Below are 26,249 nucleotides of genomic sequence, written 5' to 3'. Positions count from 1 at the left end.
ATCCCAAAGAATTATTTTAATTTTAAGCAAAAATTTTCCTTGTAATCTGCCTAAATAAATTGACAAGTAGCTTCCGACTTTTCCCTTGCTCAATAAAGTCTGATCTCTAATCACCTAGGTTCACCAGATGATTTAAACAACATCACCTTACAAAATCATCGAATAAACCACAAATCTGGCTGTCATAGGCTGTCTTGATAGTCTTGGAAATGATAAATTTGTTCAGCTTTTAATTTTCGGATATGCACATGCAAGCCATTATTCTCGACACAGAAACCCATACCCTAAATGGTCAACCCATTGAGATTGCATATGCACCGATTGAAATTGCAAATGGCAAATTAAGCCTAGACAAAAGCCAAGTATTTGATCAGCTCTATACCGTCGATGAACCAATCTCATTCGCAGCGATGGCTGTGCATCATATTTTAGAGTCAGACCTCGTTGGGAAGCCTCACTATACGACCTTTAAACTACCTGCTGAAACACAGTACATCATTGGTCATAATATTGATTATGATATTCGGGCTATCGAAAAATGTGGTGTCGATACTTCTCATATTAAAGCGATTTGTACACTCGCCCTTGCACGTTTGGTCTGGCCTGATGCTGAAGCGCACAATATTTCGGCACTCATTTATATGATCTCCAAAGGTAGTGAAAAAGCCCGTGAGATGATTAAAAAAGCCCATCGTGCCGATATGGATATTATTTTAACGGCCAATATTTTAATGCATGTGGTTCATCAATTAAAAATAAACAGCATGGAGCAATTATTTGCTGTCTCTGAAGATGCTCGTATTCCGCGAATCATTAATTTTGGCAAGCATCGCGGAACAGCGATTGCCGAACTCCCTGCTGACTATATTCAGTGGTTAATGCGTCAAGATGAACTCGATCCGTATTTACGTAAAGCTTTAGAAAATACGAGCATTAAAACGCTCTAAAATGTATTGTCATAAATTCTTAATATTGTTGTAATTTTTGCCCTGTATGTTCAGCCTTAATTTATTTGTTCGGGGGAGTAAATTAAGGTATGAATCATTATCAAAAAACAGCATTGGGTTTAGATGCTTTACAACAACGTCATATCCCACTCAATGCACGTCAAAGACGACTATTGGTTTTAATTGGTACAGAAGATTTTGAACAATTGGCTGACCAATTCAAACAACGCATCGCAACGCCTGAAATCCTCGGACAATTAATTGAATTAGGTTTAATTCATTCCATACAAACATCTCCCGTCTCTAGCCCAATACAGCCGTCATCGGAGGCTCAATCATCGACGTCTGTACTCGAAAATAGTCAGAATAACGTCAATCCAATAGATTTAGACAGCACAGCGCAGACTCCTTCACCACCCACCCCTACACAAAGCCCAGCCCCACCGCTTAAAGCTTATAGCTTTGAAGAAACACGCGATTTGATGATGAGCTTATTACAACGTTATTGTGGCTTAATGGCAAAACAACTCATTCTTCAAATTCAATCGGCGACAGACTTACACAGTCTCAAACGCTGCCAAATGCAATGGATTACGACGTTACAGGAAAGTCGAATAGAACCCATAGTACTCAACCAACACTTACAACAGATCAATCACTCACTGTTGCGTTTGCAGGCAGCCTAAATAAATAGATTCAAAGGATAATAATTGAGTCTTTTTCGGCCTTAGTTAAGATTTAAAGACTACGAGTTTGATTAGCAATCTATTGTTTTATCATTCAGGCAATAAATCTTAATGTTTTTCATCGACTTTATAATACTTTGGCACAATGGTTACTCGAACCATTCATCAAACAGCTTGATAAATAATAACTATGTGTGAAGTGAAATGCTGATTTTATTTTATGACCTTCAAGATAATCGCTCAAAAAAATTTATCTCTTATATACTGCAATGGGATAACGCAACTCGACGTAGATCGCCCATAAAAAAGCCCATGTAAACATGGGCTTTTTTCAATAGGGTTAATCAACAACTCGGTATATATTTTCCGTTTGTCGACTTTCAAATAACAGTTCAATACTAGGCAGAATCACTTCACCATCAACAACGATATGTTCAATTCGTTTAAACAAATCCAAACGTTCTGCTTCGGAGTTTTCAGGTACTTGTCTTAACTGGGCCTTCACATTATAAGTTTGGCTGTATTGGTCCTTTACCTTTACATCTACAAGCTGAGTCATGGTCATTTTCCTTTTCTTTTTTTAGCTCTGTTTAATCTTATAGCACAAGTTTTTTCCAGCACCGCCATTAGAGTTGTTAGAATTTATCGCAATGTTAATTTATATAAATATTTTCAAAATCATAACTATAAATCATAAACTTAAATCAAATATGCTTAACAACCGAGATACATAGTCATATATTTTTACATAAAAAAAGCTCGCATTGCTGCGAGCTTTTCTATGTTGGAAGGCTAGTGCTGATTTATTGTTTGAACATTTCGTTTCAAACTCAACGAGCTGTCATTGATCCGTCCAACTACATCATAGCGTCTTAGTTATCGACCTACTGTAAGTACAATATAAAAGCATTTTTCACTCTCGACAAGTGCCTATGACATTTCGAAACAACTGTACAAATAAAAGCCAATTGATATTTTTTAAAAATAAGAGACCATACTGAAAGGTAAAATCGAGATAACATCTCAGCGTCAAATCAAGTAAAATCGCGCATTCAACCTATGAGTTCTTTTCCATGTTAGTGCAATTGATTTTGAGTGATTTATATCGGTATTGTGGCAATACGAAATTAAGTTCATTTCTCAAAACTTATTTGTTTAATCGTGGTTTTAACTTTAGCGTTTGGTTACGTCTTTCGGCTTCAAAATCGTGGATCGGCAAACTGGCCTACCCTATTTTTTATTATAAGAAGAAGAAATACGGGATCGATATCCACTGCACCACAAAAATTGGCTATGGCTTGTTCATCGGTCATGGGGGACCTTTGATTGTCAACCCAACTACTGTGATTGGAAACAATGTCAACCTTTCTCAGTTTACAACGATTGGTGCCAATGGCGGTCGTCAGGCTGCTGTAATTGGCGACAATGTCTATATTGGCCCAAATGTCTGTATTATCGACCATGTTAAAATTGGCGATAATGCCACCATCGGTGCAGGTAGTGTGGTCACCAAAGATATTCCTGATAATGCAACAGCTGTAGGTAATTATGCAAAAGTCATTCATTATAATAATGCTGGAAATTCAGTAAATAAACGCTGGCTGAATTACAAATAAAATTAGCATAATTTAATCAACTTAGCGCTCTATAAGTAAAACACAGACTGACAATTTTTATAATCCGTAAATTTTAAGACATAATATGTGGCTGTTGTATTTCAAATGCCGATGAATAGGAGAAATTAGGTTAGGGTAAATCTTCGTTTTTGTTCGATGAGTAAAATAGAGGTACATCATGACCACGATTAATATTTCAGACATTAAAGAACATTCTAGTGTAATTGCCGTATGTGGCACTAAAGTTGGAGATGTTGACCATATAGAAGGTAAAGAGATCAAACTGACTAAACATGGCGATGGCAAACACCATATTATAGAGGTGGTCCCACATGTTTGAACAACTAAAAGCTTATTTATAAGTGATACTCTGCTCTAGTTAAGCTACCTTATTTTGTTGTGGTAGCTGGTCATAGTAAAACTCATCTGGAGTCATTTTGTCCAGACTCGAATGAGGTCGTTTCAAATTATAAAATTCAAAATATGCGTTTAATTGCTTCTTCGCATCCAAAACATTGCTGTAGGCTTTGAGATACACCTCTTCATATTTAACGCTCCGCCATAATCGTTCAACCATCACATTATCAACCCATCGACCTTTACCATCCATACTGATTTGAATGCCATTTGATTTCAATACATCAATAAATGCATCACTGGTAAACTGACTGCCTTGGTCTGTATTAAATATTTCAGGTCGACCATATTTTTCAATAGCTTCATTTAATGTTTCTATGCAAAATGTAACCTCCATACTAATCGATACTCTATGCGCAAGTACCTTGCGGCTATGCCAATCAATCACAGCACATAAATAAACAAAGCCTTTTGCCATAGGGATATACGTTATATCCGTAGACCACACTTGATTACTGCGCTGAATAGCCAATCCTTTGAGCAGATATGGATATTTGCGGTGAGCTTGATTAGCCTGGCTTAAATTTGGTTTGCAATATAACGCATTAATGCCCATTTTCTTCATTAAAGTACGTGTATGACGTCGTCCTATATGATGTCCTTGACGATTCAACAAATCACGCATCATACGGCTACCTGCAAAAGGGTATTGCATATGTAACTCATCCATACACCGCATCAGCTTCAGATCTGATGTACTCACAGGTTTTGGGCGATAGTAATAACAACCACGGGAGACTTTCAGCAGCTGAGCTTGCTTAGATACTGAAATCTGAAGTGAGTCATCGATTAACTTTTGTGGTTGAAGCGGCCCAGTTTCTTCAACACACCTTCTAAAAAATCAATTTCTAATGCCTGCTCACCGATTTTTGCATGTAGTTTTTTTAGATCGATGGGTGGTTCTGTTGGAGCTTTTGATTGATCGAAAGCTTGCGAGGAAGCTGAAATCAGTTGATTTTTCCAGTCGATAATTTGGTTTTGATGAACATCAAATTCAGCACTCAATTCAGCAAGTGTTTTTTCTGCTTTAATCGCAGCAAGTGCTACCTTAGCTTTAAAATCATTTGAATGATTTCTTCTTGGTCTACGTGCCATAAAATACTCCATATATTGATGTTTATAACATCATTTGGGGAGCAAAATATCACTTATAAGTGTTGTTCAAATTTCCTGATCCACCTCTTTATCCCGAGTGCATGGGTGAGAGAAATTCGAGAAAATCAGGTGATGTTAAGCAAAGATGCCCAAGAAATTAAAGATAATTGGATTGAAGCATAGACTCAAAAAACTGCAAAGCTACCAGCCTTTGGGCTGGTATTACATATGATATACACACTAAGTAGATGTAAAGAACGTCATCTACATCCATCTATCTAAGCTTGATCAATATTGATCTATAGTAAAAGTATAAAAATCACTCAAACACAACATTCTTAATCTTTAAAAGGGTTTGAAACTTTATCTTTAATACTTAACCAAACCAAAAAAGCCATAATAAATAAAAGTAATGCAATCACGATAAAGAATGTTTCACCCACAACGAAGCCGGTAATGAGCGCTCCTAACCCGATGAATGATAATAAAGTGATCAATGCGATACCAAAGACATTCATGTTTGTTCTCCAATGATCGAAATAATAAAGAGCTCATTATTACGTTTAGGCATGTCAATTTAATGTTGTTTTCATTAAACTTTAATAGTGCTTTTGATTGATTATGCGCTATTGTGTACTATTCATATTATCTTAATGAAAACTAATGTAATTTTTATAGAAAAATTACATATATATTAATCTGAAGATTCTCTATACTTATAAAAATACCAGCAAGCAAATTCGAACAGTTTTCACCCAGATTGATTTCAATCATGAGAATTGAGCTTCTACAGGCGTCACAACAAAACTTTAAAAAATCTGTTCTTGTCTTGGGGGCAATGAGTGATCAAGAAATCTGTTTTTCATAGTTTAGATTTACAAAAACTTATTTTGATTTTAATTATTGGCTGTGTCTCAAGCTTGTTTCTAATTTCAATTTTTGTTCTGAATTATGTCATCAAAGAGCAGTTAACCGAAAACTCTTTAGCTGCCAATCAACGCTATGCCTCAAAAATTGCATTTAGTACCGACAAATATTTTGAAAGTATGTTGAATGAGCTCCGCTATAGTGCTCAAATTGTTGGTCAAGATTTCTCAAATCAACAGGTTTTAAAAGCTGAAGTTACACGTCTTAAAGGTCAATCACAAAAATTTAATTCGGTCACGATTATCGATAAAAATGCTTTTATTTTGGAATACTCACCCGAGACCTTACATGTTAATCAAAAAAAATAATATAAAACTCCAGGTATTACCGAAGCATTAAAGCTCAAGAAAACCTATATTTCCTCTCCATACAAAGGCTTGTCAAACAATTTAATTGTGCTGATTGCTCAGCCTATTTTTAATCATCAAAATGAGTTCCTCGGTATCGTGACAGGCTCGATTTATTTGAATAAAGAAAACTTGGTGAGTGAGCTGTTAGCTACCACTTATTCTTATAAGAAAAGCTATACTTATGTTGTTGATAATAAAAATAAGATCATCTTCCATCCAGATAAAACCCGCATTGGAGATTCATTAAAAAATAACACAGGGATGCAATATATTACCTCCCACTCCACAGGCAATATTGCACTGGTCAATAGTAAAGGGATCGAAAACCTTGCGGGGTTTGCGGCAATTCCAAGTGTGAATTGGGTTGTCGTGTCACAACAACCGACGTTAGAGTTATTAAGCCAAGCCAACTCGATCATCGTTAAAGTAACACTGGCTATGCTCGGTTTCTATTTACTCTTGTTCATTTTTGTGTGGAAACTTTCTTACTGGATTTCGTCACCACTCAATAAGCTTGCACAAATGGCCAGCATGTTGACGCGCCCAAATATTGATCAAGACATTAAAAACATCGATCCTTGGTATTTTGAGGCTTTACGCTTTCGCACCGCTCTTTTACTTAGCTCCAAACATTTTAAAGATGAAATTGCAGAGCTTAAACAACACGTGAATACCGATCCGCTGACGGGACTTTATAACCGCCGCGGTATGAAACTGTTTTTAAATGAATTAGAAGCAACCAATACACCTTTTTCGGTACTGACATTGGACATCGATCACTTTAAAGCAGTGAATGATAACTATGGGCATGATCAAGGTGATCATGTGTTGAAAAAGTTGGCTTCTCATATGAAAAGCAACTTTCGTCAACATGATGTGTGCTGCCGTGCCGGTGGAGAAGAATTTATTGTCTTTGTGGTGCACGAAGATCCGAAAATTGCCTATATAGCAGCTGAACGACTTCGTAAAACAGTAGCACAAAGCTACATTGATCCAATTGGAACGATCACGGTTTCAATTGGTATCGCCTCTTGGCCTCAAGACTCAGAGAATATTCAAGATGTGATTAAACTGGCAGATCAAAAACTCTATCAAGCCAAGAATGATGGTCGAAATTGTATCCGTTCGACATCATCGGACTGACATAGATTTCGTTCAATATAAAATTAGGCCAAATCATGCAGTGCTTACAAATCCATCTGTTCAAAAATGAAAAGGCCTAAAATAGGCCTTTTCATGCAAGATGATTCAACTCATTTTTTTAAGTTCTATCATCTACTTCACTCTGTTTTTCTAGTTCTGCATCATTTAACAACTGCCCCGTATGTTGTGGCTTAATCAAGGGTGCAGTAGGTCGTGGGTTGCGCTGCGTATATTGTATACCTATGCCCGCTTTGACATCATCAGCTGCAACTTCCATTTCAAAACGTTGCTGATCTAAAGCTCGGATATCCTCACTCACCTGCTGAATTTCATCCTGACTTGCTCCCAATTGCTGCAAAGCCATTTGACCTAAAGCCAATGCAGACTCAAAGGTTTCTCGAACCATCAGACTGACATTTTTCTTAGACAAATACAGCGCATGTTCACGGTCATAGGAACGAACAATCAGCTTAGCCAAAGGAAATTCAGCATTCACCAATTCTACAATTTTATTAATCGTTTCTTTGTGGTCGACACAGACTAAAATTGCTTCTGCTGTATCTGCCCCTGAAGCATGTAAAATATCTAAACGACACCCATCGCCATAGTAGACATCAAAACCAAACTTTTCCGCGTTCTGAATCATATTGACGTCATTATCAATAATGGTCACATCCACACTACGCGCCAATAACAACTGACTGGCCACTTGACCAAAGCGACCAAAACCAATCATCAATACTTTACCCGTTAAGCCATCGGCAACCCTGACCTGATCAAGTGAGCTTTCATCCTGTTCAAGGGTAAAGCGTTTAAATAACACGCCGATGATTGGCGTTAGCACCATAGACAATACGACAATCGCGGTTAAATTCGACTTGATGGTATTGTCAATAATTTGAGCTGTCGTCGCGGCACTAAACAATACAAAGGCAAACTCGCCTCCCTGCGCCATCAGTAAGGCACGATCTAAAGCTTCGGGATGATTACTCTTGGTCAAACGCGCGACCACATAAATCATCAGTGCTTTTGTCAACATCAACGCAATTACACCACTGACAATCAGCGGCCAATTTTGCCTGACCACTGCCAAGTCCAAAGACATCCCGACACCTAAGAAGAATAAGCCCAGTAATAGGCTTCGAAAGGGCTCAATATCCGCTTCAATTTGATGTCGGAAAGTCGATTCGGACAATAACACTCCTGCTAAAAATGCACCCAGTGCCATGGATAAACCACTAAGTTGCATCAGCAATGCCGCGCCCAGTACTACCAATAACGCCGCAGCGGTCATCACTTCACGTGCTTTTGCGGCAGCTAGCACTTTAAATAATGGATTGAGTAACCAATGCCCTGCAACAATTAATCCAGCAATGGCCAACAGTCCGATGCCAATCCCTTGTAAATCGATAGATGAGCTTTCTGCTGCTTGATTGGGTGCCATAAAGGCAACCAATGCCAATAAGGGAACGATCAATAAGTCTTCAAACAATAAGATCGCAACGATCTTTTGACCACGTCGTTGATGCAGCTCTCCACGATCATTTAACAGTTGCATCACAATCGCAGTCGACGTCAGAACAAAACCCGCTGCTCCAATGAACGCAATTTTCCAGCTAAAGCCAAACACCATCCCCATACCCGTTAAGGCAATGACTGAAATAAGGATCTGCAAACTGCCCAATCCAAAAATCTCTTTCCTCAAACTCCATAAGTGCGAAGGCTGCATCTCCAATCCGATGATAAAGAGATACATCACGATGCCGAGTTCAGCAATATGTAAAATGGCTGTGGGATTGTTAAAAAAGGCAAAACCAAATGGCCCAATAATCAATCCAGCAATTAAGTAGCCTAATATCGAACCTAGACCAATACGTTTAAAAATAGGGACGGCAATAACCGCTGCACTCAACAGTACAACAGGCCCAACCAGTCCTAGTGAATCTACTTCTGCACTCATCTTGTTCCCATCTTGGTTGTTGGCAATCCATGCCTATTTCACGCTATTTTAATTTTATTCACTAAGGTCTACGCCTGTACGGATAGGACGTCTCAGCGGCGATCTTTTCGTTCTCGATTTCCGAAGGCTTATCATCAACACTCAACATGCTGCGAATTTAAGCATGGCTTGACCTGCCTATGTTTAAAACTATATACAGCATTGTTGCTATCCGGCAAGATTTTATTCGAGGAATAAAAAACACCTCACTACTTATGAACAGAAGATAATCAAGACCAAATTTTTATAAAAGATAGGTACTTAACAATAGTGTTTAGTAAGATTATATCGTCAAAGATGAATTGTATCTTTGACGATATAGAGATGACATTCGGAATTTTACTCCATCAAGATAAAGTAGAACGTCGTATGTTCAAGCATATTTTCTCGCCCCAGCCACACAGATAATGGCGGCCAAAGTGACGACTAACATCATCCAACTCACGCTTTCATGTAGTAATAGAGCGGCAAGTGCAAGACCCATAAAGGGTTGGAATAATTGCAGTTGACCAACGGATGCAATGCCGCCTTGCGCTAATCCTCGATACCAAAATACAAAACCTAGCAACATGCTAAAGACAGAAACATAAGCCAGTCCTATCCATGCGGCTGTACTGACATTCTGAAATGAAACAGGCATGCTCCATAATGCTATTGGCAACATCACCGGTAACGAGAGCAGTAAAGCCCAACTAATGACTTGCCAACCGCCCAGTGTTCGCGAAAGTTTTGCTCCTTCTGCATAGCCCAGCCCACATAAAATAATTGCTGCCAGCATGTATAGATCGCCTTTCCATGCAGTACTCGTCTCTCCAAGTGCAGCATAGCCTGCTACAAAAATGGCTCCTAGCACTGAAAACAACCAAAAAAGTGGCTTGGGGCGTTCACCTCCGCGTAGAACTGCAAAAATCGCAGTACTAATAGGTAATAAGCCTAAGAAAACGATGGAGTGTACAGAACTTACATGCTGTAGGGCCAAAGCAGTTAAGAGTGGAAATCCAATGACCACGCCCAATGCACTGACTGCAAGTGCAGGTATGTTTGAAGCGGTCGGGCGTGCTTGGCGAAGTAAAACCAGAAAAAAGAATCCTAATAGCGCTGCAATTGTGGCCCGTGCACTGGTTAAAAATATGGGCGTAAAATCGGCAACGGCGACCCGTGTTGCAGGTAAAGACCCCGCAAAAATAGCGACACCGATTAATCCGTTTACCCAGCCGCTGGTTGCCTGCTTCATTGAATAGTTCTCTTATCGTTAATCGCTTAAGTTGAACATAGACCGCATGTTTGAATCGAGATACAATCCAATACAATAAATAAAAACTGTAATGTATAAAAATCCCATACAGTTGAGGAGAAATGGAATGCGCAGCCAAACTCGAATTGATGTAGTCATGGATGAAATTAAACTCAAAATTAGCTCACGCACCTATCTCCCCAGTCATCGCCTTCCCTCTGTGCGCCAACAAGCACGTACATTGCAGGTCTCTGTTTCAACTGTTGTCGAAGCCTATGAACGTTTAATGGCCGAAGGCATCATTCTGTCTAAACCCGGATCAGGCTTTTATGTGTCTGGCCCTGTCGCGCCACTGGCTTTAGCCCAAATGGGGTCTAAGCTCGATAGAGAGGTCGATCCTTTATGGGTCTCTAGACAAGCCTTGGATACAGATCACAGCACACTCAAACCGGGTTGCGGCTGGTTACCTCCCGAATGGTTATATGAGACTGGTATTCGGCGTGCCCTGCGTAGCATGGCAAAAGCAAAAAGCTTAGAACTGGTGGAATATGCAACACCAGCAGGACATCCTGAACTGCGACAATTAATTTCTCGTCGTTTAACCCACATTGGTGTTGAAGCTTCGCCTGAACACATCATGCTCACCGAATCTGGCACGCAAGCAATTGATTTGATCTGTCGTTTTTTATTGGAAGCTGGGGATACTGTTATTGTTGATGACCCTTGTTATTTTAATTTTCATGCGCTGCTCAAAGCCCATCGCATCAATATTGTGAGTGTGCCCTATACCCCCCATGGCCCAGATTTGGAGATCTTTCAGTCTGTTTTAGCTGAACACTCACCACGGCTGTATATTACCAACTCAGGCATACACAACCCAACGGGTGCAGTGCTTTCCCCCGTCACGGCGCATCGCTTACTTAAATTGGTCGATCAAACCAATTTAGTCATTGTGGAAGATGATATTTTTGCCGACTTTGAACATACCCCTGCCCCACGACTGGCTGCTTTTGATGGACTCAATCGTGTCATTCAAGTTAGTAGTTTTTCAAAAACGATTTCAGCCTCTTTGCGCTGTGGCTATATCGTGGCCAAAAATGAATGGATTGAAAATCTAATCGATTTAAAGATCGCCACCTCTTTTGGTGGAGGCCGACTTGCCGCCGATATGGTGCTGATTGCTTTAAAAGACAGTGGCTATCGTAAGCATATGGAAACGGTGCGCTTACGCCTTGCCCATGAAATGCAAAAAGTCATCACTCAGCTCGAAGCTTTAAATATTCACCCGTGGCTAGTCCCGCAGGCGGGTATATTCCTCTGGTGTAAACTTCCCGACGGTTTCGATGCTGCGCTCATTGCGCGAGAGTGTTTAAAACATGGCGTTGTTTTAGCGCCGGGAAATGCGTTTAGCCAATCCTTAAATGCACAGAATTTCTTACGCTTCAATGTCGCACAATCAGCGGATCCGCGTATTTTCGAAACGCTTAAAAATGTGTTAGCTCAACAGCAAAACTGTCTTGTCCTGAAATAGATTGACAGTATTCCACTTCAAACCGAGTTAAGCAATTAGCTCGGTTTTAGTTTGCTCATACATCTGATTCGGGGTGTTCATATTTAAACTTAAATGTGGTCTATAGTAATTATAAATCATGATAGATTCCGTAATTAAGTGATCTAACTCCTTCATGGTTTGACATCGTGTAGTTAAAAACTCCTGCTTTAATATTCCATTAATCCGCTCTGCTAATGCATTCTGGTATGAGAAACACTGTTTCGCAAGTGCGCCATCTGTCATGGAAGGACATATCCCATAATGGCGCAATGCCGATTGATATAGCTCAGAGCAATATTGAGCACCTCTATCTGAATGATGAATCATCCTAGTCGCTCGATCTGTCGCTTGCTGCATCGCCATATGTAGAGCCTGCACAACATTCTCCGCACGCATATCATTCGATAACTTATAACCTTTAATCTGTCGGGTATAAGCATCTGTCACCAAGGATAAATAATGCACACCTTCAGCACTCTCAACATAGGTAATATCACTAACAAAGACTTCATTGGCTTGCACTGCTGAATAATCCTTTAATAAATTTGGATGCTTCTTCATCCAATGCTTGCTATCCGTAGTTTTTGTATAGCGACGCTTAGGGCGAATCAATAAGTTATTTTCTTTCAATATTTTAAATAACTGATCCCGTCCACACTTTAAACCACGTTGCAACAATTTGCCTTTAATAAGCCAATACAGCTTACGTGTTCCGATACTTGGCATGAGACAGCGATATTCCATAACCAACTCAAGTATTTGTTCAGTTGCTTGTGCAGTCATTTGAGCACGTTTTTCTGCTTGATAATAAGCTTGTCGGGTGATTCCCAATCACTGACAATAACGTGAAACGCTTAGTCTTCTTTGGCTTTGCCAATCTTTGAAACGTGCTCGGTATACTTTTTTCCAAGATCAGTCCCACATTCTTTATCAATGTGATAAATCACATCCTGAATAAATTCAGTTTTAAGCTTTTCTGCGGCTAACTGCTTTTCTAATTGGCGGATTCGTTGTTGGGGTGTTAATTGGCGTTTAGAAGAAGGCGGCATATTCGAAGTCCAGTCCTGTTGTCCGTGCTTGCGTAACCATACCAGCACAGTTGATCTTCCTTGAATACCATATTTTGCCTGAGCTTGCTTATAAGTAATTTGCCCTTTTTCTACTTCATGTACCACCATCATTTTAAAGGCAAAGCTATAGTCACGTTGTGTACGTTTAACTCGTTGTTCTCGTTTATGTTCCATAAAATAAGTCTCTTAAGGTGTAAACTTATTTCAGGACGGGACAAACTCTACATAATAAAAGCCTCTACTTAGAAATAGAGGCTTTTATTAAAATGGTTGAATGGCTTATGAACAATACTCGTCGCGTTGATGCTCAATTAAAGACAGCGCGGCATTCCATGCTTTCAGCATCACCATTTCAATCAATTCACTTTCAAACTGTTGAGCCGTATGTTGACGTACAACTTCAGATGGAAGATGAAGCTCTGCTCCACCCGCCATCGCTTTAATCTGCGCTTGGCATGCACGTTCAAGGAAATAGATCTCGTGGAAAGCACGTTGAATCGAATCTCCTGTCGATAGCAAACCATGATTACGTAAAATCATGACTCGGTTGTGCCCCAAGTCTTTCACGAGACGCTCACGTTCTTCGGTTAATAACGCCACCCCTTCATACTCGTGATAGCTGACTTTGTTATAAAACTTCAAAGCATGCTGAGACAAAGGCAATAAACCGTGTTTTTGTGCAGACACTGCAATGCCATCTGCGGTATGCGTATGAATCACGCAGTGCACATCTTTTCGTGCATCATGGATCGCGGAGTGAATCACAAAACCTGCGGTATTGACCAGTTTGCCCTGATCATAATCCGCAATAATATTGCCTGCATAATCAATTTTAACCAAATGCGAAGCCATCATTTTTTCAAAGGGAATGCCGTATTGATTAATCAGAAAATGACCATCTTCGTCGGGTACACGTAGACTAATATGTGTATCAATTAAATCGGTCATGCGGAAATGTGCAATTAGACGGTACAACCCCGCAAGCTGACAACGTGCATCCCATTCTTTTTCGGACACGACATCTTTTAGACTTTTCATCGCATGTAAACTGGTCATTTGTTATCCCTATTATCTCTATCCATAAAATTGACATTGAGCTTGAACGAAAAAGCCCAACCCTGCTTAAGTCCTTCTCTCAACGTAAACTGATTCTTCGTAAAATAGCGAAACCTGTCTTGAATGATTCTGCTATTTCCATGTGCTATCAAGCAACTTAACACGCTATGACATCAATGGTGTTTTAATAGAGTCATTCACGAAGATGGTTTTGCCTTTCAGCATCGAGGGTGCAAAATCGACCATGCTACGTAAAGTTCGGGTGAAATGTGCCTGATCGGCAAAACCTGCTTCCAAGGCAATATCAATCAAACTCCGACCTGCGGCCCAGAGTTTGATGGCATAACGAATACGCAACCAAAGAATGTAGCGCCGCATTGAAATTCCCAATTGCTGACTAAACAAGTGCATCAGCCTCGACTCAGACAGTCCCGTGTGTGCCGCGACTTGAGCTACTGTGGGAATCTGCTGAGGTACAAGTTGTTGAATATAATGACAGGCTTGTAAAACGCGGGCATCCCATGGCAATACCTGCAACGGATTTGGGTTTAACGTTGACAGCAGCGTTAAAACCAATTGTTTGGCATCATCAGGAGTGAGTTGCCCAGCGATCAACTTTTGAAACTGTGAATGAAACGTAGCAAGGCAAGCGGCAGGTAAAAAACAAATCTGTTCGCCATTCAGCAATGGATACAAGTGTCCATAGAGTGCATGAGCAGGATCAATCATGAGCGCAAGATAAGGCTGATTCTCTGAATCAGTACTGTGCATCACATTGGGTGCCATCACCACAATATCGTGATAACGACGTACTTGGTCGTCTAAAGTGATCGCAAAAGGTGTGCCTAAGCCAATTTGTAAAAGTGCTGGAAAATGGGCATGGGCATTATTCAACTGCTCATGAGTCACATACAAAATGACGCCGTCCCAAGTGTAAATTTTACTTTGATGCACTAACCCTAAACTCGCATCCTTAATGCAAAACTACTCTGGGCTTTGCCTGTGGTGGGTTATGGATTTGCGTGGGTTGGTCATTTCTTTTTTGAACATAATAAACCAGCCACATTTACATATCCGTTTTACAGTTTCGTTTGTGACTTTAAAATGTATAAAGACATTTTATTAAAACGCGTCGATTGGTAAATAAAGATACGACTGTCTTATATATTTGTAGGGCAGTCCGTTTGATCGAAATCTGACGATTATTGCTATTGTTAAGGTTACTCGCCACAAAATCCCTATAAGAACGACACTCATTAATCACATCCAACCACGCCATCAACTTAGGCTGCATCAACGTCCACTACACGGCTTCACCATCTGCTCTAATGAAAGGTGATCAACACTCGCCAACAACTTAATCAAGGCACTCCTTTCTCACAGACTCAATTTATAAAATAAGTCCTTTCTTTTGACCGAAAATCCCCCCTTGAATGCTCAATTACAACCCTACTCTCCAATTCTTTTCAGTGATGCACAATATGCATATTTATTAGAACAGCTCATCGATCAGCACCTTCCTGTACGCTTTGATATGCAACTCGCATCAGACTATTTACAAATGAGTGAGCGTCATCTTCGACGCTCCTTATTGCTTGAAGGCATTAGTTTTCAGCAAATTCGACAAACCGTGTTAGAGCGAAAAGCGAAACAGATGCTTGAAAATAATCTCTCCATTGGGGACATTAGCCAAGCTTTAGGTTTTAGTGAGGTACGTGAATTTCGTCGGGCATTTAAACGCTGGACAGGCCAAGCGCCGTCTGTTTATAAAAATGGTACCGAAGGATCCTAAGCTGATACAGAGGCCCATTTTTTCTGTTTTTATTCGTTCCCTCTTTAAAAGTTGAAGCTGAAATGTGTTCAATTAAAGCAACCAAACTGCTTCGGTCAGCTGCTTAATTTCATCCACATCATGGCTGACATACAACATCGGGATATGGGTTTCATGTTGGACGGTTTGAAAAAAAGGAAGGATTTCCTGCTTATGTGCCGCATCTAATGCAGACAAGGGTTCATCTAATAATAATAAATTTGGCGAATATAACAGTGCTCGACCTAATGCAACACGCTGCTTTTCACCACCTGAAAGCTTCGTCGGCATACGACTGAGTAAATGGTCGAGTTTAAGCAGTTCAATAATATAATCGGGATCAAAACGTCGGCTTTCAGGCGGAATGCGCTTATAGCCAAACAATAAATTTTGCATCACCGTCATATGTGGAAACAGTTGTGCATCCTGAAAAACTAAACCAACATGACGTTGCTGTACATTTAAATTGATCTTATTTTGCGCATCGAACCATGTCTGATGATTGATTTTAATCCAGCCATTGACTGGAGTATTAAGTCCTGCAATAGCATGCAAAATACTGGTTTTTCCTGAACCTGACGCTCCAAATAAACCAACGACAGAATGTTCAGATGAAAATGTCTGATCGAGTTTAAATTTGCCTAAATTTAACTGAATATGACAGTCAATCATCGTCTTAATGCCCCCGTTTGTTTTTCTGATAACGATGGAACCACTGGGCAAACCATAAAGCCAAAAATGCCACAGTTAATGACAGAATAATCAGTCGCCAAACCGCTTGTTCTGTGTCGGGTTGCTGCATCAGGCTATACATGGCCAAAGGCAAGGTTCTGGTCTCCCCTGCAATGTTACCGACAAAGGTAATGGTTGCGCCAAACTCGCCCAGACTGCGACAAAAACATAAAATGGCCCCCACCAATATGCCACTGCTGGCTAAAGGCAAAGTGACATAAAAAAAAGTGCCCAAGGAGGAAGCACCGAGTGTTTTCGCCGCCATTTCTAGACGTTGATCCACCAACTCTATGGCCAAACGAATCGATTGAACCAAGAGTGGAAAGCCCATCACGGCTGAGGCCAAAACTGCGCCTTTCCAATTAAATGCAAAATTGAGTCCTAAAGGCTCAAGATACTTACCCAGTATCCCGTTTCCTCCAAAAACCTGTAACAGCAAATATCCTGGCACCACAGGCGGCAGCACCAGAGGTAGAAAAATAAACGTTTCAAATAATGATTTGCCAAAAAACTCTTTCCGTGCCAAAACCCAACTCACCGCCAACGCAGGGATCAGGCTAAATGCCAAACAGGTTGCAGCCACTTGGCAGGATAACTTGAGTACCTCTATTTCTTCAGCCGTTAAAGAAAACATCATCACTTGGCAGCAGATAAAACGGTAAAGCCATATTTTTTAAAGACTGCATGTGCTTGTTTACTTTGTACAAACTGATAAAACGCTAGCGCATCGGGATTATTTTTGACAAGACCTAGGGGATAAACAATCGGGGTATGGGTATTGATAGGGAAAACGCCAACGACGGTGACATCTTTACTGATAGCAGCGTCGGTTGCATAGACAATGCCAAGCTGACATTCACCACGTGCGACAAAGTTGAGCGCAGCTCTGACATCTTCAGTTTCAACCAATCTTGGTTCAAGTTTTGCCCACCATCCCAGTGCGGTCAGCGCCTGTTTCCCATATTTTCCTACAGGAACACTTTTGGTGTCGCCTGTACAAAGCTTGCCTTGAAAAGCGGTAGAAGCATCAAAACTTTTATCCATTTTTATTTTGACGGGCTTAGCTTTTGGCGAAATCAAAACAAGACGATTGCCCAATAAATTCACACGTTTATTCGGTACAATTAACTTTTTATTTTGCAGATAATTCATCCATTGTTCATCTGCCGAAATAAAAACATCCGCAGGTGCACCCGCTTCAATTTGCTTGGCCAAAGTCGACGAGCCTGCATAAGAGGTTTTCACGTGTACTCTTTTTTGTTGTTCAAACATTGCATCGACATCTGCTATAGCATTGGTCAAACTGGCTGCTGCATAAACGGTAATGGCTTGCTCTGCATGTACCTGTGCCGCAAGAGCCAAAGCACAACACAACATCGCATATTGCATGCACTTATTCTTAAAATTGAGCAGCACCATGTTCCCCTTAAGCGTTATAAATTGACCAATATGTTTTTAAAAATATATGGATACATAAGCAACGTCAATTCCAGAAACAGATTATTTATCATTCAAGTTAAAGTGTTTGTATCTTAATCACGTGACTGATACTGCTCTTACAATCGAGTGAGTAGATAAGAGGTTTTATCAAATAGAGGAAGCTTATTCGTGTATGCAATGACTGACTACGAGAAGCATCTAGCTGACCTGACTAGATTATTGTTTAAGGTGTTGAGCTATTTCTGCAAAATCCTGTTCAATCGCAATGCGTGCTTTTATTTCCATCTGTCTAAATTGACTTAAAATACTTTCGCCCAAGTCCGTGAGTTTTGCCCCACCACCATGCGTTCCACCTTTTTGAGTTTCGACCAATCCTGACTGAAAGCTATGATTCATAGTTTCAACCAACTGCCATGCACGGCGGTAACTCATATTCATACTTTTTGCAGCTTGAGAAATTGAGCCAGTACGTCGAATTTCTTCCAATAACTCGGCCTTACCCGGCCCAAATGCAATGTCTTGATTGAGAAGTATTCTGAGCTGTAATTTTAATTTGACGTCCTGCATACATTCACTCAAATAAAGACCTGTCATCGACACAGATGACCTAAAGAAAAATCTTTTACTTTTTATACAGCAAAATTTTGAATATCAAGTATATAAAACAAAACCATTACCGCGGCAAAAACTCGCTAAGGTCAAACCTGACTGCTTTGCCATATTAATCGCCATACTGGTTGGGGCTGAAATACACGCCAGCAAGGCAATATTCAGTTGAGCACACTTACGAATCAACTCATAACTGGCGCGGCTGGTCATCACGACAAAACCTTGATTTACATCATAATGATGTTCTGCAATATAACCCAATAGTTTATCTAAAGCATTGTGTCGGCCTACATCCTCAAACAAAGCCACTATTTCCCCCGCTTCAACCCATGCAGCCGCATGTGCACCGCCCGTCATTTGGGTGATTTTTTGTCGGGTATTGAGTTGAGCAATGGCTTGCGGAATTTGAGCCAACCATCCCTCACAAAGGGCTGTGGTAATTTGAGGTAAATCCAAATAAAGCTGCTGCAAACTTTCAATCCCACAGAGACCACAACCCGTGCGTCCAACCATCATCCGTCGGTGTTGTTTGAGCGCCATAAAGGCCCGAGTAGAAATCGTCATTTCGACTTGAATCCCAAATTCCGTTTCGTGTATGTGTAAAGAGTAAAGCTCTTTCAAACTCGTCAAAATACCTTCAGACAAGCTAAAGCCTTTCGCAAAGACTTCAATATCGGCTGGCGTTGCCATCATTACTGCGTGGGAAATATCATTATAAACCAAGGCAATAGGGTATTCTTGCACCACAAAATCAGATTGTTCAACAGCTCTATTTTCACTTAAACGCTGAATATCAACCGTTTCATACCCCAGAGAACTCAACTTAGACCCCCGAATATCCATAATAATTTTCCAATCTTCCCTAAACACTAAATCCTTCAATGCTGAAATGACACCTGCAAATCAGGCGTCATTTCAGCATTGAATCAACTAACCTCTCGATTCACGATCTGATTGGCATCTTCAGGATCAACCGCTTGTGCCAAGTTGAAATGTTCAGGTGCTTGGCCTGCATGCAAAATCACAGGCACGCTTTTCGAAGCTGGTATTTTGGCGTATTTATCATGGCTACTGAGTGCAACCAATGGATTGGTCTCCGGATAATAGGCTGCGAGGCTACCCCGTGGAATGTTATACGGTACGATACGGAAGCTTTGAACCACACGTTTAACACCGTCCGAATAAAACTTTCGATATCCACCCATTGATCTGCAACAAAACCAGCCGCAGCGATATCTTCTGCATTCATAAACAAAACACGGCGCTGACCAAATACCCCACGATAACGGTCATCGAGTCCATACAAGGTGGTGTTGTATTGGTCATGAGAGCGTGTGGTCATTAGGGTATAGACTTTGGCCCCTGTATATTGTTCAGCGCATTTATTCTCTTTATCGGCATATACTTCAGCCAACGGCGTAATTAAAAACTGGGCCTTGCCTACAGGCGTATTCCATACATGCTGATTGCTGGATGCTCTAAGTGAAAACCACCCGGCTGATAGACACGTGCATTGAAATCATGAAATTCATCAAAGACCTCTTCAATCGAATCTCGAATACGGTCATAGCTTTCTACATACCATTTCCACTTGATATCACTGTCTGGCAAGACGGCTGCTGCCATACGCGCCACAATGTCAGGCTCTGAAAGTAGATTCTTAGAAGCAGGCTCATTACGCCCTGCTGAAAGATGTACATTACTCATGGAATCTTCAACACTGACTGCCTGCGGCCCATGCTGTTGCATATCAACTTCGGTACGGCCCAAACAGGGTAAAAGTAATGCCTCTTTACCACAAACCAAATGGCTACGATTCAGCTTGGTTGCAATCTGTACTGTTAAATCACAACGACGTAAGCCTTCTTGTGTATACGGTGTATCTGGAGTGGCAACAGCAAAGTTACCACCTAAACCAATAAAAACTTTTACATCACCTTCATACATCGCCTGAATGGTATCCACCACGCCAAAACCATGTTCACGTGGCGACTTAATGCCGAATACTCGGTCCAGACTATCCAGCAATTTTGGGCTTGGTCGTTCATTGATCCCCATAGTTCGGTCGCCTTGCACATTACTGTGCCCACGAATCGGAGCTAAACCTGCGCCTGGACGACCAATATGCCCTCTTGCCAACATTAAGTTCGCGAGCATATGTACATTCGCAGTCCCGTGTCGATGCTGTGTAATCCCCATGCCCCAACAGAAAATGGCCGTTTTGGCATCCAAATACATTTTAGCTAAAGATTCTAAATGCTCAGGGCTAAGTCCCGTATGTGCATGAATATCGGACCATGCAGTACGATCTATTTCTTCCATCATGGCATCGAAACCGACAGTATTCATTTCGATAAAAGATCGGTCAAAAACGCTCTTTTTCCCAGCTGCCAGTGCTTGAATGTCCCATTCACGTAAATGTTTCAGCATCCCAAACATGAGCGCATAGTCACCGCCCACGTTGGGTTGGAAATAATATCGACTAATAGGTGTACTGCCATTGGTCATCATCTCAACAGGTGCTTGCGGATCTTGGAAACGTTCTAAACCACGTTCTTTTAAGGGGTTAATGGCAACGATATTGCCACCACGGCGCGACACTTCACGTAAAGTCCCCAACATCCGCGGATGGTTGGTGCCCGGATTATGCCCAAAACTGAAAATCGCATCGGCGATATCAAAATCTTCTAAAGTCACCGTTCCCTTACCCAAACCAATTGAGTCACGTAAGCCAACACTGGTGGTCTCATGGCACATATTGGAACAGTCTGGGAAGTTATTGGTACCAAAAGCACGGACAAAGAGTTGATATAGAAATGCCGCTTCATTACTTGCACGACCCGAAGTATAAAATGCTGCTTGATCTGGATGATTCAAGGCATGTAAATGTTTTGCAATTAAGGCAAAAGCATCATCCCACGAGATGGGCACATATTTATCGGTTGCGCTGTCATAGCACATTGGGTCGGTTAAACGGCCTGAATCTTCAAGCAAGAAATCACTTTGCTCAGACAGCCAACTGACCGTATGGGTTGCAAAAAAATCAGGCGTAACACGTTTTGAAGTGGCTTCAAAGGCAACGGCTTTCGCACCGTTTTCACAAAAGTTAAAGGCATGTGCATCTTTTTTTTCAGGCCATGCACATCCTGGACAGTCGAAACCTGTGGGTTGGTTAATATTGAGGAGCGTAATCGCACCTTTTTTGAAAACTTCCTGTCTCTTTAAGTTTCTTGCAACACTTAACAACGCGCCCCATCCACCCGCAGGATTGGTATAAGGTTCTATTCGTGCATAGCTGGTTTCTTCATCGTCATGCTTTTTATCTTCAGTGTTTTCCATCTCACCGCCCTCTATATCCGTCTTCGGTAAAAAGTTCTGCAATGATCAATTCACTGTTAGCTTTGCTCATACTTGCAAGCGATTTGGATTTCTCATCCCTTTTTTTTTGTCTATTTCTTATTCATCATGCCTACATTTCTTGGCACAATTCCAAAATACTTCTGATCAAAAATATCACCCTTTTGGTATGCAATTTCAATAGATGAATTATTACAAAAGGCAAAGACTTGATGGATCGTGTTCAGGGAAAACCCTCTCAATTTTTGAAAATAAACGAACTAAACAGCTTCAAGACTCCGTTTGATCTTTGAAATAAAACATTTCATACTCTCGTTTATAAAAACTAAATCGTAGGTAAATACGAAGTGGAGCGACTATGGACGGTTCGACTACTACATGCTTAGAACATACGTCAGCGCAACTGATCGATCAATTTGGCCGTCATAAACATAAACTCCGAATCTCACTGACAGATCGTTGTAGTTATTGCATGCCCGATACACCTGAATGGTTGGCCAAAAAAGACATCTTAAGCTTTGAAGAGCTTTTAACCTTTTGTGAAATGATGGTCAGTTTAGGCATTCGGCACATTCGCTTAACAGGTGGAGAGCCTTTGATGCGTCAAGGCGTAGTCAATTTTATTGATGCTTTGAATCGGCTCAAACCACACGGTTTAGAACGTATTTCCATGACCAGTAATGCGTTCTATTTAAACAAGTATGCACGAGCACTAAAAGAAACAGGACTAGATGATCTTAATATCAGCCTCGATAGCATTCATGCAGACACGTTTATGAACATGACTAAACGTCCGATAGCACCAGTGCTCGAAGGCATCGCAGCAGCTCAACAAGCCAATCTGCCGATAAAATTGAACTGTGTTTTAGTCGCAGGACAAAATGATCATGAAGTGCTTGAACTGACTCAATGGGCTTATCAACAGAAGATCGCATTACGCTTTATTGAATATATGCCCTTAGATCAACCTGAGCACTGGCAGCCTCAAAAAGTCATCACTGAAGATGACATTATCCAAACTCTTAAGCCTCATTTTCAGATTCAGAAACAAGCCAGACAACATGACCCTGCAACCATTTATCTGCTTAATGATCAGTACACATTAGGCATTATTTCCACCATCAGCAAACCATTCTGTCAAAGCTGTAACCGTTTACGTATCACTGCAACGGGAGAGCTTTTTACCTGTTTATTTGCCAATAAGGGAACACCGCTGCGTCATTTACTTCAACAAAAAGATCCCGCTTTATTACAAGCCCAGATTCTCAATGCTGTGTGGCATAAAAAAGCCGGGTTTATTGAACATCAACATGCCCCAACACGCAAAATCAGTATGCATGCCATAGGGGGTTAATTCACGGGTTAATTTTGAGTTTGTCAGTCATTCGACTGTATCCGCATTTATTTTTGTGTTATCTAAATACGTCATAAACTTTTTCTCTTGATCGAACAGTTTCACGTTAAATCAACACTTCAATGTTTCGGAATACTTTATGAAAAACGTTGGCATGAAGCCAGAAAGCTATCGCGTTGCAACTGCAAGCTCTGAACTGCTTGCCCCTGCACATTGTTTACAACTTCTTGCCGACGGCAATACCGAAAAAGGTGATGCTCTCAAAACAGCCCGCATTGCTGGGATTTTAGCCGCAAAACGTACCGATGAACTGATTCCGCTGTGCCATCCGCTACCTATTTATCGTGCCGATGTCGATTTTGAACTACTTGTCGACCGTGTGATTATTCGTGCAACCGTTGAAACGATTGGGCCAACAGGTGTAGAAATGGAAGCGTTGACCGCTGCCAGTATTGCGGCTCTCACCATTTACGACATGCTCAAACCCCATTGCGAACCGCATGAGCTGATCATTCAGCAATGTAAACTCGATCTGAAAAAAGGCGGAAAATCACACTTTAAACGTCATTTGCGTCAGCCTGTTTCTGCGGCAGTATTGGTTCTATCAGATACCGTTGCCGCAGGTCGTAAACCAGATACTGCTGGCCGCTCCGTCGTCGAGACCTTAACCGAAGCTGGTTTTGATCCGATTCATTATCAAATTTTACCTGACGAAGCCGATCAGTTAAAAGCATTGGTCTTAGAGCTCACTCAATCTTATGCTTGCATTATTACTGTAGGCGGAACAGGCATCGGCAAACGTGACATTACAGTAGACACACTTGAGCCTTTACTTGAACGTGAGCTCAATGGCCTGATGGAAGCTGCACGTGCTTTCGGACAAAAACGTACCCCTTATGCTGCGATGTCACGTGGCGTTGCAGGTTTTATCGACCGTTCATTGGTGATTACCCTTCCGGGCAGCCGTGGTGGTGCAAGTGAATCTATGGCAGCCATTTTACCTGCTTTGGTTCATATTTTTGATGTCTGCCGTGATCTACCTCACCCAGGAGGTTATGAATGAGTTGCTCTGGCGTTGGTTTAATTACACTCGATCAAGCTCTTGAACACTATAGCGCCGTCCAAACATTGCCTGTCGTTACTTTGCCTTTAGTACAGGCGCATAGACATGTTTTAGCGGCAGATGTTGCATCAACAGTTGCCTTGCCTCTATTTACCCAAAGTGCAGTTGATGGCTATGCGCTGCGCTCTGAAGACTTGCAAGCTGGAATTACCAGCTTTGAATTGGTTGGTGAAATTCGTGCGGGTATTGAAGAACATATTGAGATTCAAGCAGGTCAAACTGTTCGTATTTTTACTGGGGGCAAGCTGCCAAACTCAGCAGATACTGTGGCTCGACAGGAAATTATCACGCGTGGCCATAAACAAGCGACTCTAACTCAAGCTTTGGACAAAGGCGCAGACATTCGTTATCAAGGTGAGGAGTTATCCATCGGGACAACACTTGCGCAACAAGGCCAGCGTTTAGGCAGCGGTTTAATTGCGGCACTCAGTATGGCGGGTGTTCAGCATGTCGAGGTTTATCGCCAACCTAAAATTGCAGTGCTTATTACTGGTGATGAAGTCAGTACGCAACTGGACAATCAATCTAAAGTGTTCGATGCCAATGCGCCAATGATCCGTACTTGGCTCAAAGAACAGGGTTTTGCTGAAGTGCATTTAGAGCATGTGATTGATGATGAGAAGATACTCACACAAGCGCTCTCGAATGCCATGAATCATTATGATGTAGTCATTACTACAGGCGGTGTTTCGGTTGGAGATTATGACTTGATTCGACCTGTTTCAATGGCTTTAGGTGCAACAGAGATTTTCTGGCAAGTTGCACAAAAACCGGGTAAACCATTGTATTTTGCTGAATATCAGACAGACTATCATCATTCTTATTTGATTGGTTTGCCTGGAAACCCTGCTGCTGTGCTCACCTGTCTTGCTGTACATGTATCGACATTATTGGCGGCTTTACAGGGGGTTACGTCTCCTGCACCCGCGTGGAAAAAAGCTCGCTTCAACGACAGCATTAGACAAGACAGCCGTGAGCAACTGGTTCGCATGGTATTAGATGTCAACGAATTTGGACAATTAACCGTTTCCAAACTCGGCAAACAACAATCCCACATGCTCAGTAATTTAAATCGAGCCAATAGTATAGTTCGAATCCCTGCTCGATCTGATGCCCCTGTAACATTGGACTATATCGATTTCATCTCGATCTAAGAACATCGATTAGATAGTAATACAAACCAAGTGCTTTTTGCACACGGTCTAAGGCTTGGACAGCTTTGTCTTAGACCGTACCCTTGAATATTTAACGAGCATTATTATCCCTACATACGAATGTTAGATCAAAGGCATGCAAAACTACCCAGCAACAGCACTAGTGATTTTAGTGGGTGGGAAAGCCACACGAATGAATGAGCCAATAAGCTTTTACAAAGATTTTAGACTATTGTTTTGATGTACTGCTAAGTATAGCCCCTAAAAAAATGGATTATAGGGGTACAGCATGGAACAAATTGAAACAAGAGAAAGGCAGATAATACAGTATTTATAGGTGTTTGAGGCTATGTTGGTATGTATTGAAATAGGTAAATGGTGCGCTCAGCGGGACTCGAACCCACGCCACAGGCTTCGGAGACCTGTACTCTATCCAGTTGAGCTATGAGCGCGCGAGCACATCATATCAAAAAAAATCACAAGGTAAAGCATCTATATAGCTTAGAGTGATTTTCCTGCTTATGCTTTATACAATGTTCCATATCTGCAACACAGAATTGCGAGTAGATTACTTGGTT

General features: G+C 41.2%; 20 protein-coding genes, 1 tRNA gene and 5 pseudogenes. 11 read left to right on the top strand and 15 right to left on the bottom strand.

Going from position 1 to position 26,249, the window contains the following annotated elements; all coding sequences use genetic code 11:
* The first annotated feature begins 248 nt into the window (after positions 1 to 248).
* Both AC4CU3_RS14435 and AC4CU3_RS14430 read left to right on the top strand, forming a co-directional pair.
* Positions 249 to 947, top strand: a complete 699-nt coding sequence (locus tag AC4CU3_RS14435) for an exonuclease domain-containing protein (protein WP_004696037.1) — start codon at positions 249 to 251, stop codon at positions 945 to 947.
* A gap of 89 nt (positions 948 to 1,036) precedes the next feature.
* The gene (locus tag AC4CU3_RS14430; RefSeq protein WP_279043833.1) at positions 1,037 to 1,633 is read left to right on the top strand and encodes a hypothetical protein; all 597 of its coding nucleotides are present in this window, start codon (positions 1,037 to 1,039) and stop codon (positions 1,631 to 1,633) included.
* A gap of 340 nt (positions 1,634 to 1,973) precedes the next feature.
* Here the strand turns inward: AC4CU3_RS14430 and AC4CU3_RS14425 are convergent, their stop codons facing one another.
* On the bottom strand, positions 1,974 to 2,192 hold the full coding sequence (locus tag AC4CU3_RS14425; protein WP_004696033.1) for a hypothetical protein: 219 nt from the start codon (positions 2,190 to 2,192) through the stop codon (positions 1,974 to 1,976).
* Positions 2,193 to 2,706: 514 nt separating this feature from the next.
* On the opposite strand from AC4CU3_RS14425, the gene AC4CU3_RS14420 reads away from it, so the two are divergent.
* Together AC4CU3_RS14420 and AC4CU3_RS14415 are read left to right on the top strand one after the other, a co-directional pair.
* Positions 2,707 to 3,249, top strand: a complete 543-nt coding sequence (locus tag AC4CU3_RS14420) for a serine O-acetyltransferase (protein ID WP_279043832.1) — start codon at positions 2,707 to 2,709, stop codon at positions 3,247 to 3,249.
* 178 nt (positions 3,250 to 3,427) lie between these two features.
* Positions 3,428 to 3,589 carry a DUF2171 domain-containing protein gene (locus AC4CU3_RS14415; RefSeq protein WP_490738338.1) on the top strand — a complete coding sequence of 54 codons (162 nt, stop codon included), beginning with the start codon at positions 3,428 to 3,430 and terminating at the stop codon, positions 3,587 to 3,589.
* Between the two features lie 39 nt (positions 3,590 to 3,628).
* Here the strand turns inward: AC4CU3_RS14415 and AC4CU3_RS14410 are convergent.
* A protein-coding gene (locus AC4CU3_RS14410) for an IS3 family transposase (protein WP_126624276.1) occupies positions 3,629 to 4,773 on the bottom strand; the annotation gives its coding sequence in 2 pieces (ribosomal slippage) (positions 3,629 to 4,509 and positions 4,509 to 4,773; 1,146 coding nt in all).
* Between the two features lie 326 nt (positions 4,774 to 5,099).
* Positions 5,100 to 5,279, bottom strand: coding sequence for a hypothetical protein (locus AC4CU3_RS14405; RefSeq protein ID WP_004696030.1), 180 nt, complete (start codon positions 5,277 to 5,279; stop codon positions 5,100 to 5,102).
* A gap of 324 nt (positions 5,280 to 5,603) precedes the next feature.
* Between AC4CU3_RS14405 and AC4CU3_RS14400 the strand changes: the two are divergent.
* A pseudogene (locus tag AC4CU3_RS14400) lies at positions 5,604 to 7,181 on the top strand (sensor domain-containing diguanylate cyclase).
* A 118-nt stretch (positions 7,182 to 7,299) separates the two neighbouring features.
* On the opposite strand, the gene AC4CU3_RS14395 reads toward AC4CU3_RS14400, so the two are convergent.
* Together AC4CU3_RS14395 and AC4CU3_RS14390 are read right to left on the bottom strand one after the other, a co-directional pair.
* A complete protein-coding gene (locus AC4CU3_RS14395; RefSeq protein ID WP_201706623.1) occupies positions 7,300 to 9,141 on the bottom strand; it encodes a monovalent cation:proton antiporter-2 (CPA2) family protein in 1,842 nt (613 codons plus the stop codon).
* Between the two features lie 412 nt (positions 9,142 to 9,553).
* On the bottom strand, positions 9,554 to 10,414 hold the full coding sequence (locus AC4CU3_RS14390; protein ID WP_151836076.1) for a DMT family transporter: 861 nt from the start codon (positions 10,412 to 10,414) through the stop codon (positions 9,554 to 9,556).
* Positions 10,415 to 10,541: 127 nt separating this feature from the next.
* Here AC4CU3_RS14390 and AC4CU3_RS14385 point away from each other — a divergent pair, with 127 nt between their 5' ends.
* Positions 10,542 to 11,945 (top strand): aminotransferase-like domain-containing protein, encoded by a 1,404-nt coding sequence (locus AC4CU3_RS14385; protein WP_201706624.1) that lies wholly within the window; start codon positions 10,542 to 10,544, stop codon positions 11,943 to 11,945.
* A 27-nt stretch (positions 11,946 to 11,972) separates the two neighbouring features.
* Here AC4CU3_RS14385 and AC4CU3_RS14380 read toward each other — a convergent pair.
* From AC4CU3_RS14380 to AC4CU3_RS14370, 3 genes and pseudogenes are all read right to left on the bottom strand, one after another.
* Positions 11,973 to 13,210, bottom strand: a pseudogene (locus AC4CU3_RS14380) (IS3 family transposase).
* A 105-nt stretch (positions 13,211 to 13,315) separates the two neighbouring features.
* Positions 13,316 to 14,092 carry a class II aldolase/adducin family protein gene (locus tag AC4CU3_RS14375; protein WP_279044400.1) on the bottom strand — a complete coding sequence of 259 codons (777 nt, stop codon included), beginning with the start codon at positions 14,090 to 14,092 and terminating at the stop codon, positions 13,316 to 13,318.
* 165 nt (positions 14,093 to 14,257) lie between these two features.
* On the bottom strand, positions 14,258 to 15,046 hold the full coding sequence (locus tag AC4CU3_RS14370) for a helix-turn-helix domain-containing protein (protein WP_279044403.1): 789 nt from the start codon (positions 15,044 to 15,046) through the stop codon (positions 14,258 to 14,260).
* Between the two features lie 21 nt (positions 15,047 to 15,067).
* Here AC4CU3_RS14370 and AC4CU3_RS14365 point away from each other — a divergent pair.
* Both AC4CU3_RS14365 and AC4CU3_RS14360 read left to right on the top strand, forming a co-directional pair.
* A pseudogene (locus AC4CU3_RS14365) lies at positions 15,068 to 15,235 on the top strand (Mpo1-like protein); the annotation flags it as partial.
* Between the two features lie 337 nt (positions 15,236 to 15,572).
* Positions 15,573 to 15,884, top strand: a pseudogene (locus AC4CU3_RS14360) (helix-turn-helix transcriptional regulator); the annotation flags it as partial.
* A gap of 72 nt (positions 15,885 to 15,956) precedes the next feature.
* Here AC4CU3_RS14360 and AC4CU3_RS14355 read toward each other — a convergent pair.
* From AC4CU3_RS14355 to AC4CU3_RS14330, 6 genes and pseudogenes are all read right to left on the bottom strand, one after another.
* On the bottom strand, positions 15,957 to 16,574 hold the full coding sequence (locus tag AC4CU3_RS14355; RefSeq protein ID WP_201702803.1) for an ATP-binding cassette domain-containing protein: 618 nt from the start codon (positions 16,572 to 16,574) through the stop codon (positions 15,957 to 15,959).
* 4 nt (positions 16,575 to 16,578) lie between these two features.
* Positions 16,579 to 17,271: a molybdate ABC transporter permease subunit gene (gene modB, locus AC4CU3_RS14350; protein ID WP_151836069.1), complete on the bottom strand. Its 693-nt coding sequence runs from the start codon at positions 17,269 to 17,271 to the stop codon at positions 16,579 to 16,581.
* Positions 17,271 to 18,011: a molybdate ABC transporter substrate-binding protein gene (gene modA, locus AC4CU3_RS14345; RefSeq protein WP_407079300.1), complete on the bottom strand. Its 741-nt coding sequence runs from the start codon at positions 18,009 to 18,011 to the stop codon at positions 17,271 to 17,273. Before modA ends, modB begins: the two co-directional genes overlap by 1 nt.
* A gap of 279 nt (positions 18,012 to 18,290) precedes the next feature.
* Positions 18,291 to 18,641 (bottom strand): winged helix-turn-helix domain-containing protein, encoded by a 351-nt coding sequence (locus AC4CU3_RS14340; RefSeq protein ID WP_201702801.1) that lies wholly within the window; start codon positions 18,639 to 18,641, stop codon positions 18,291 to 18,293.
* Between the two features lie 84 nt (positions 18,642 to 18,725).
* Positions 18,726 to 19,526, bottom strand: coding sequence for a formate dehydrogenase accessory sulfurtransferase FdhD (gene fdhD / locus AC4CU3_RS14335; protein WP_279044410.1), 801 nt, complete (start codon positions 19,524 to 19,526; stop codon positions 18,726 to 18,728).
* Between the two features lie 83 nt (positions 19,527 to 19,609).
* A pseudogene (locus AC4CU3_RS14330) lies at positions 19,610 to 22,022 on the bottom strand (FdhF/YdeP family oxidoreductase).
* A gap of 376 nt (positions 22,023 to 22,398) precedes the next feature.
* On the opposite strand from AC4CU3_RS14330, the gene moaA reads away from it, so the two are divergent.
* From moaA to AC4CU3_RS14315, 3 genes are all read left to right on the top strand, one after another.
* Complete coding sequence (gene moaA, locus AC4CU3_RS14325; protein ID WP_279044412.1) at positions 22,399 to 23,394, top strand: GTP 3',8-cyclase MoaA; 996 nt, start codon at positions 22,399 to 22,401, stop codon at positions 23,392 to 23,394.
* A gap of 139 nt (positions 23,395 to 23,533) precedes the next feature.
* On the top strand, positions 23,534 to 24,457 hold the full coding sequence (moaCB, locus tag AC4CU3_RS14320) for a bifunctional molybdenum cofactor biosynthesis protein MoaC/MoaB (RefSeq protein WP_004695990.1): 924 nt from the start codon (positions 23,534 to 23,536) through the stop codon (positions 24,455 to 24,457).
* Positions 24,454 to 25,671, top strand: a complete 1,218-nt coding sequence (locus AC4CU3_RS14315; RefSeq protein ID WP_279044414.1) for a molybdopterin molybdotransferase MoeA — start codon at positions 24,454 to 24,456, stop codon at positions 25,669 to 25,671. Before moaCB ends, AC4CU3_RS14315 begins: the two co-directional genes overlap by 4 nt.
* Positions 25,672 to 26,047: 376 nt before the next feature.
* Here AC4CU3_RS14315 and AC4CU3_RS14310 read toward each other — a convergent pair.
* A tRNA-Arg gene (locus AC4CU3_RS14310) sits at positions 26,048 to 26,123 on the bottom strand.
* Positions 26,124 to 26,249 lie beyond the last annotated feature (126 nt).

Source organism: Acinetobacter sp. 802_lipA (assembly GCF_058242885.1).
Note: the sequence above shows the minus strand (reverse complement) of the source record. Positions and strands in the feature narration are given on the sequence as shown.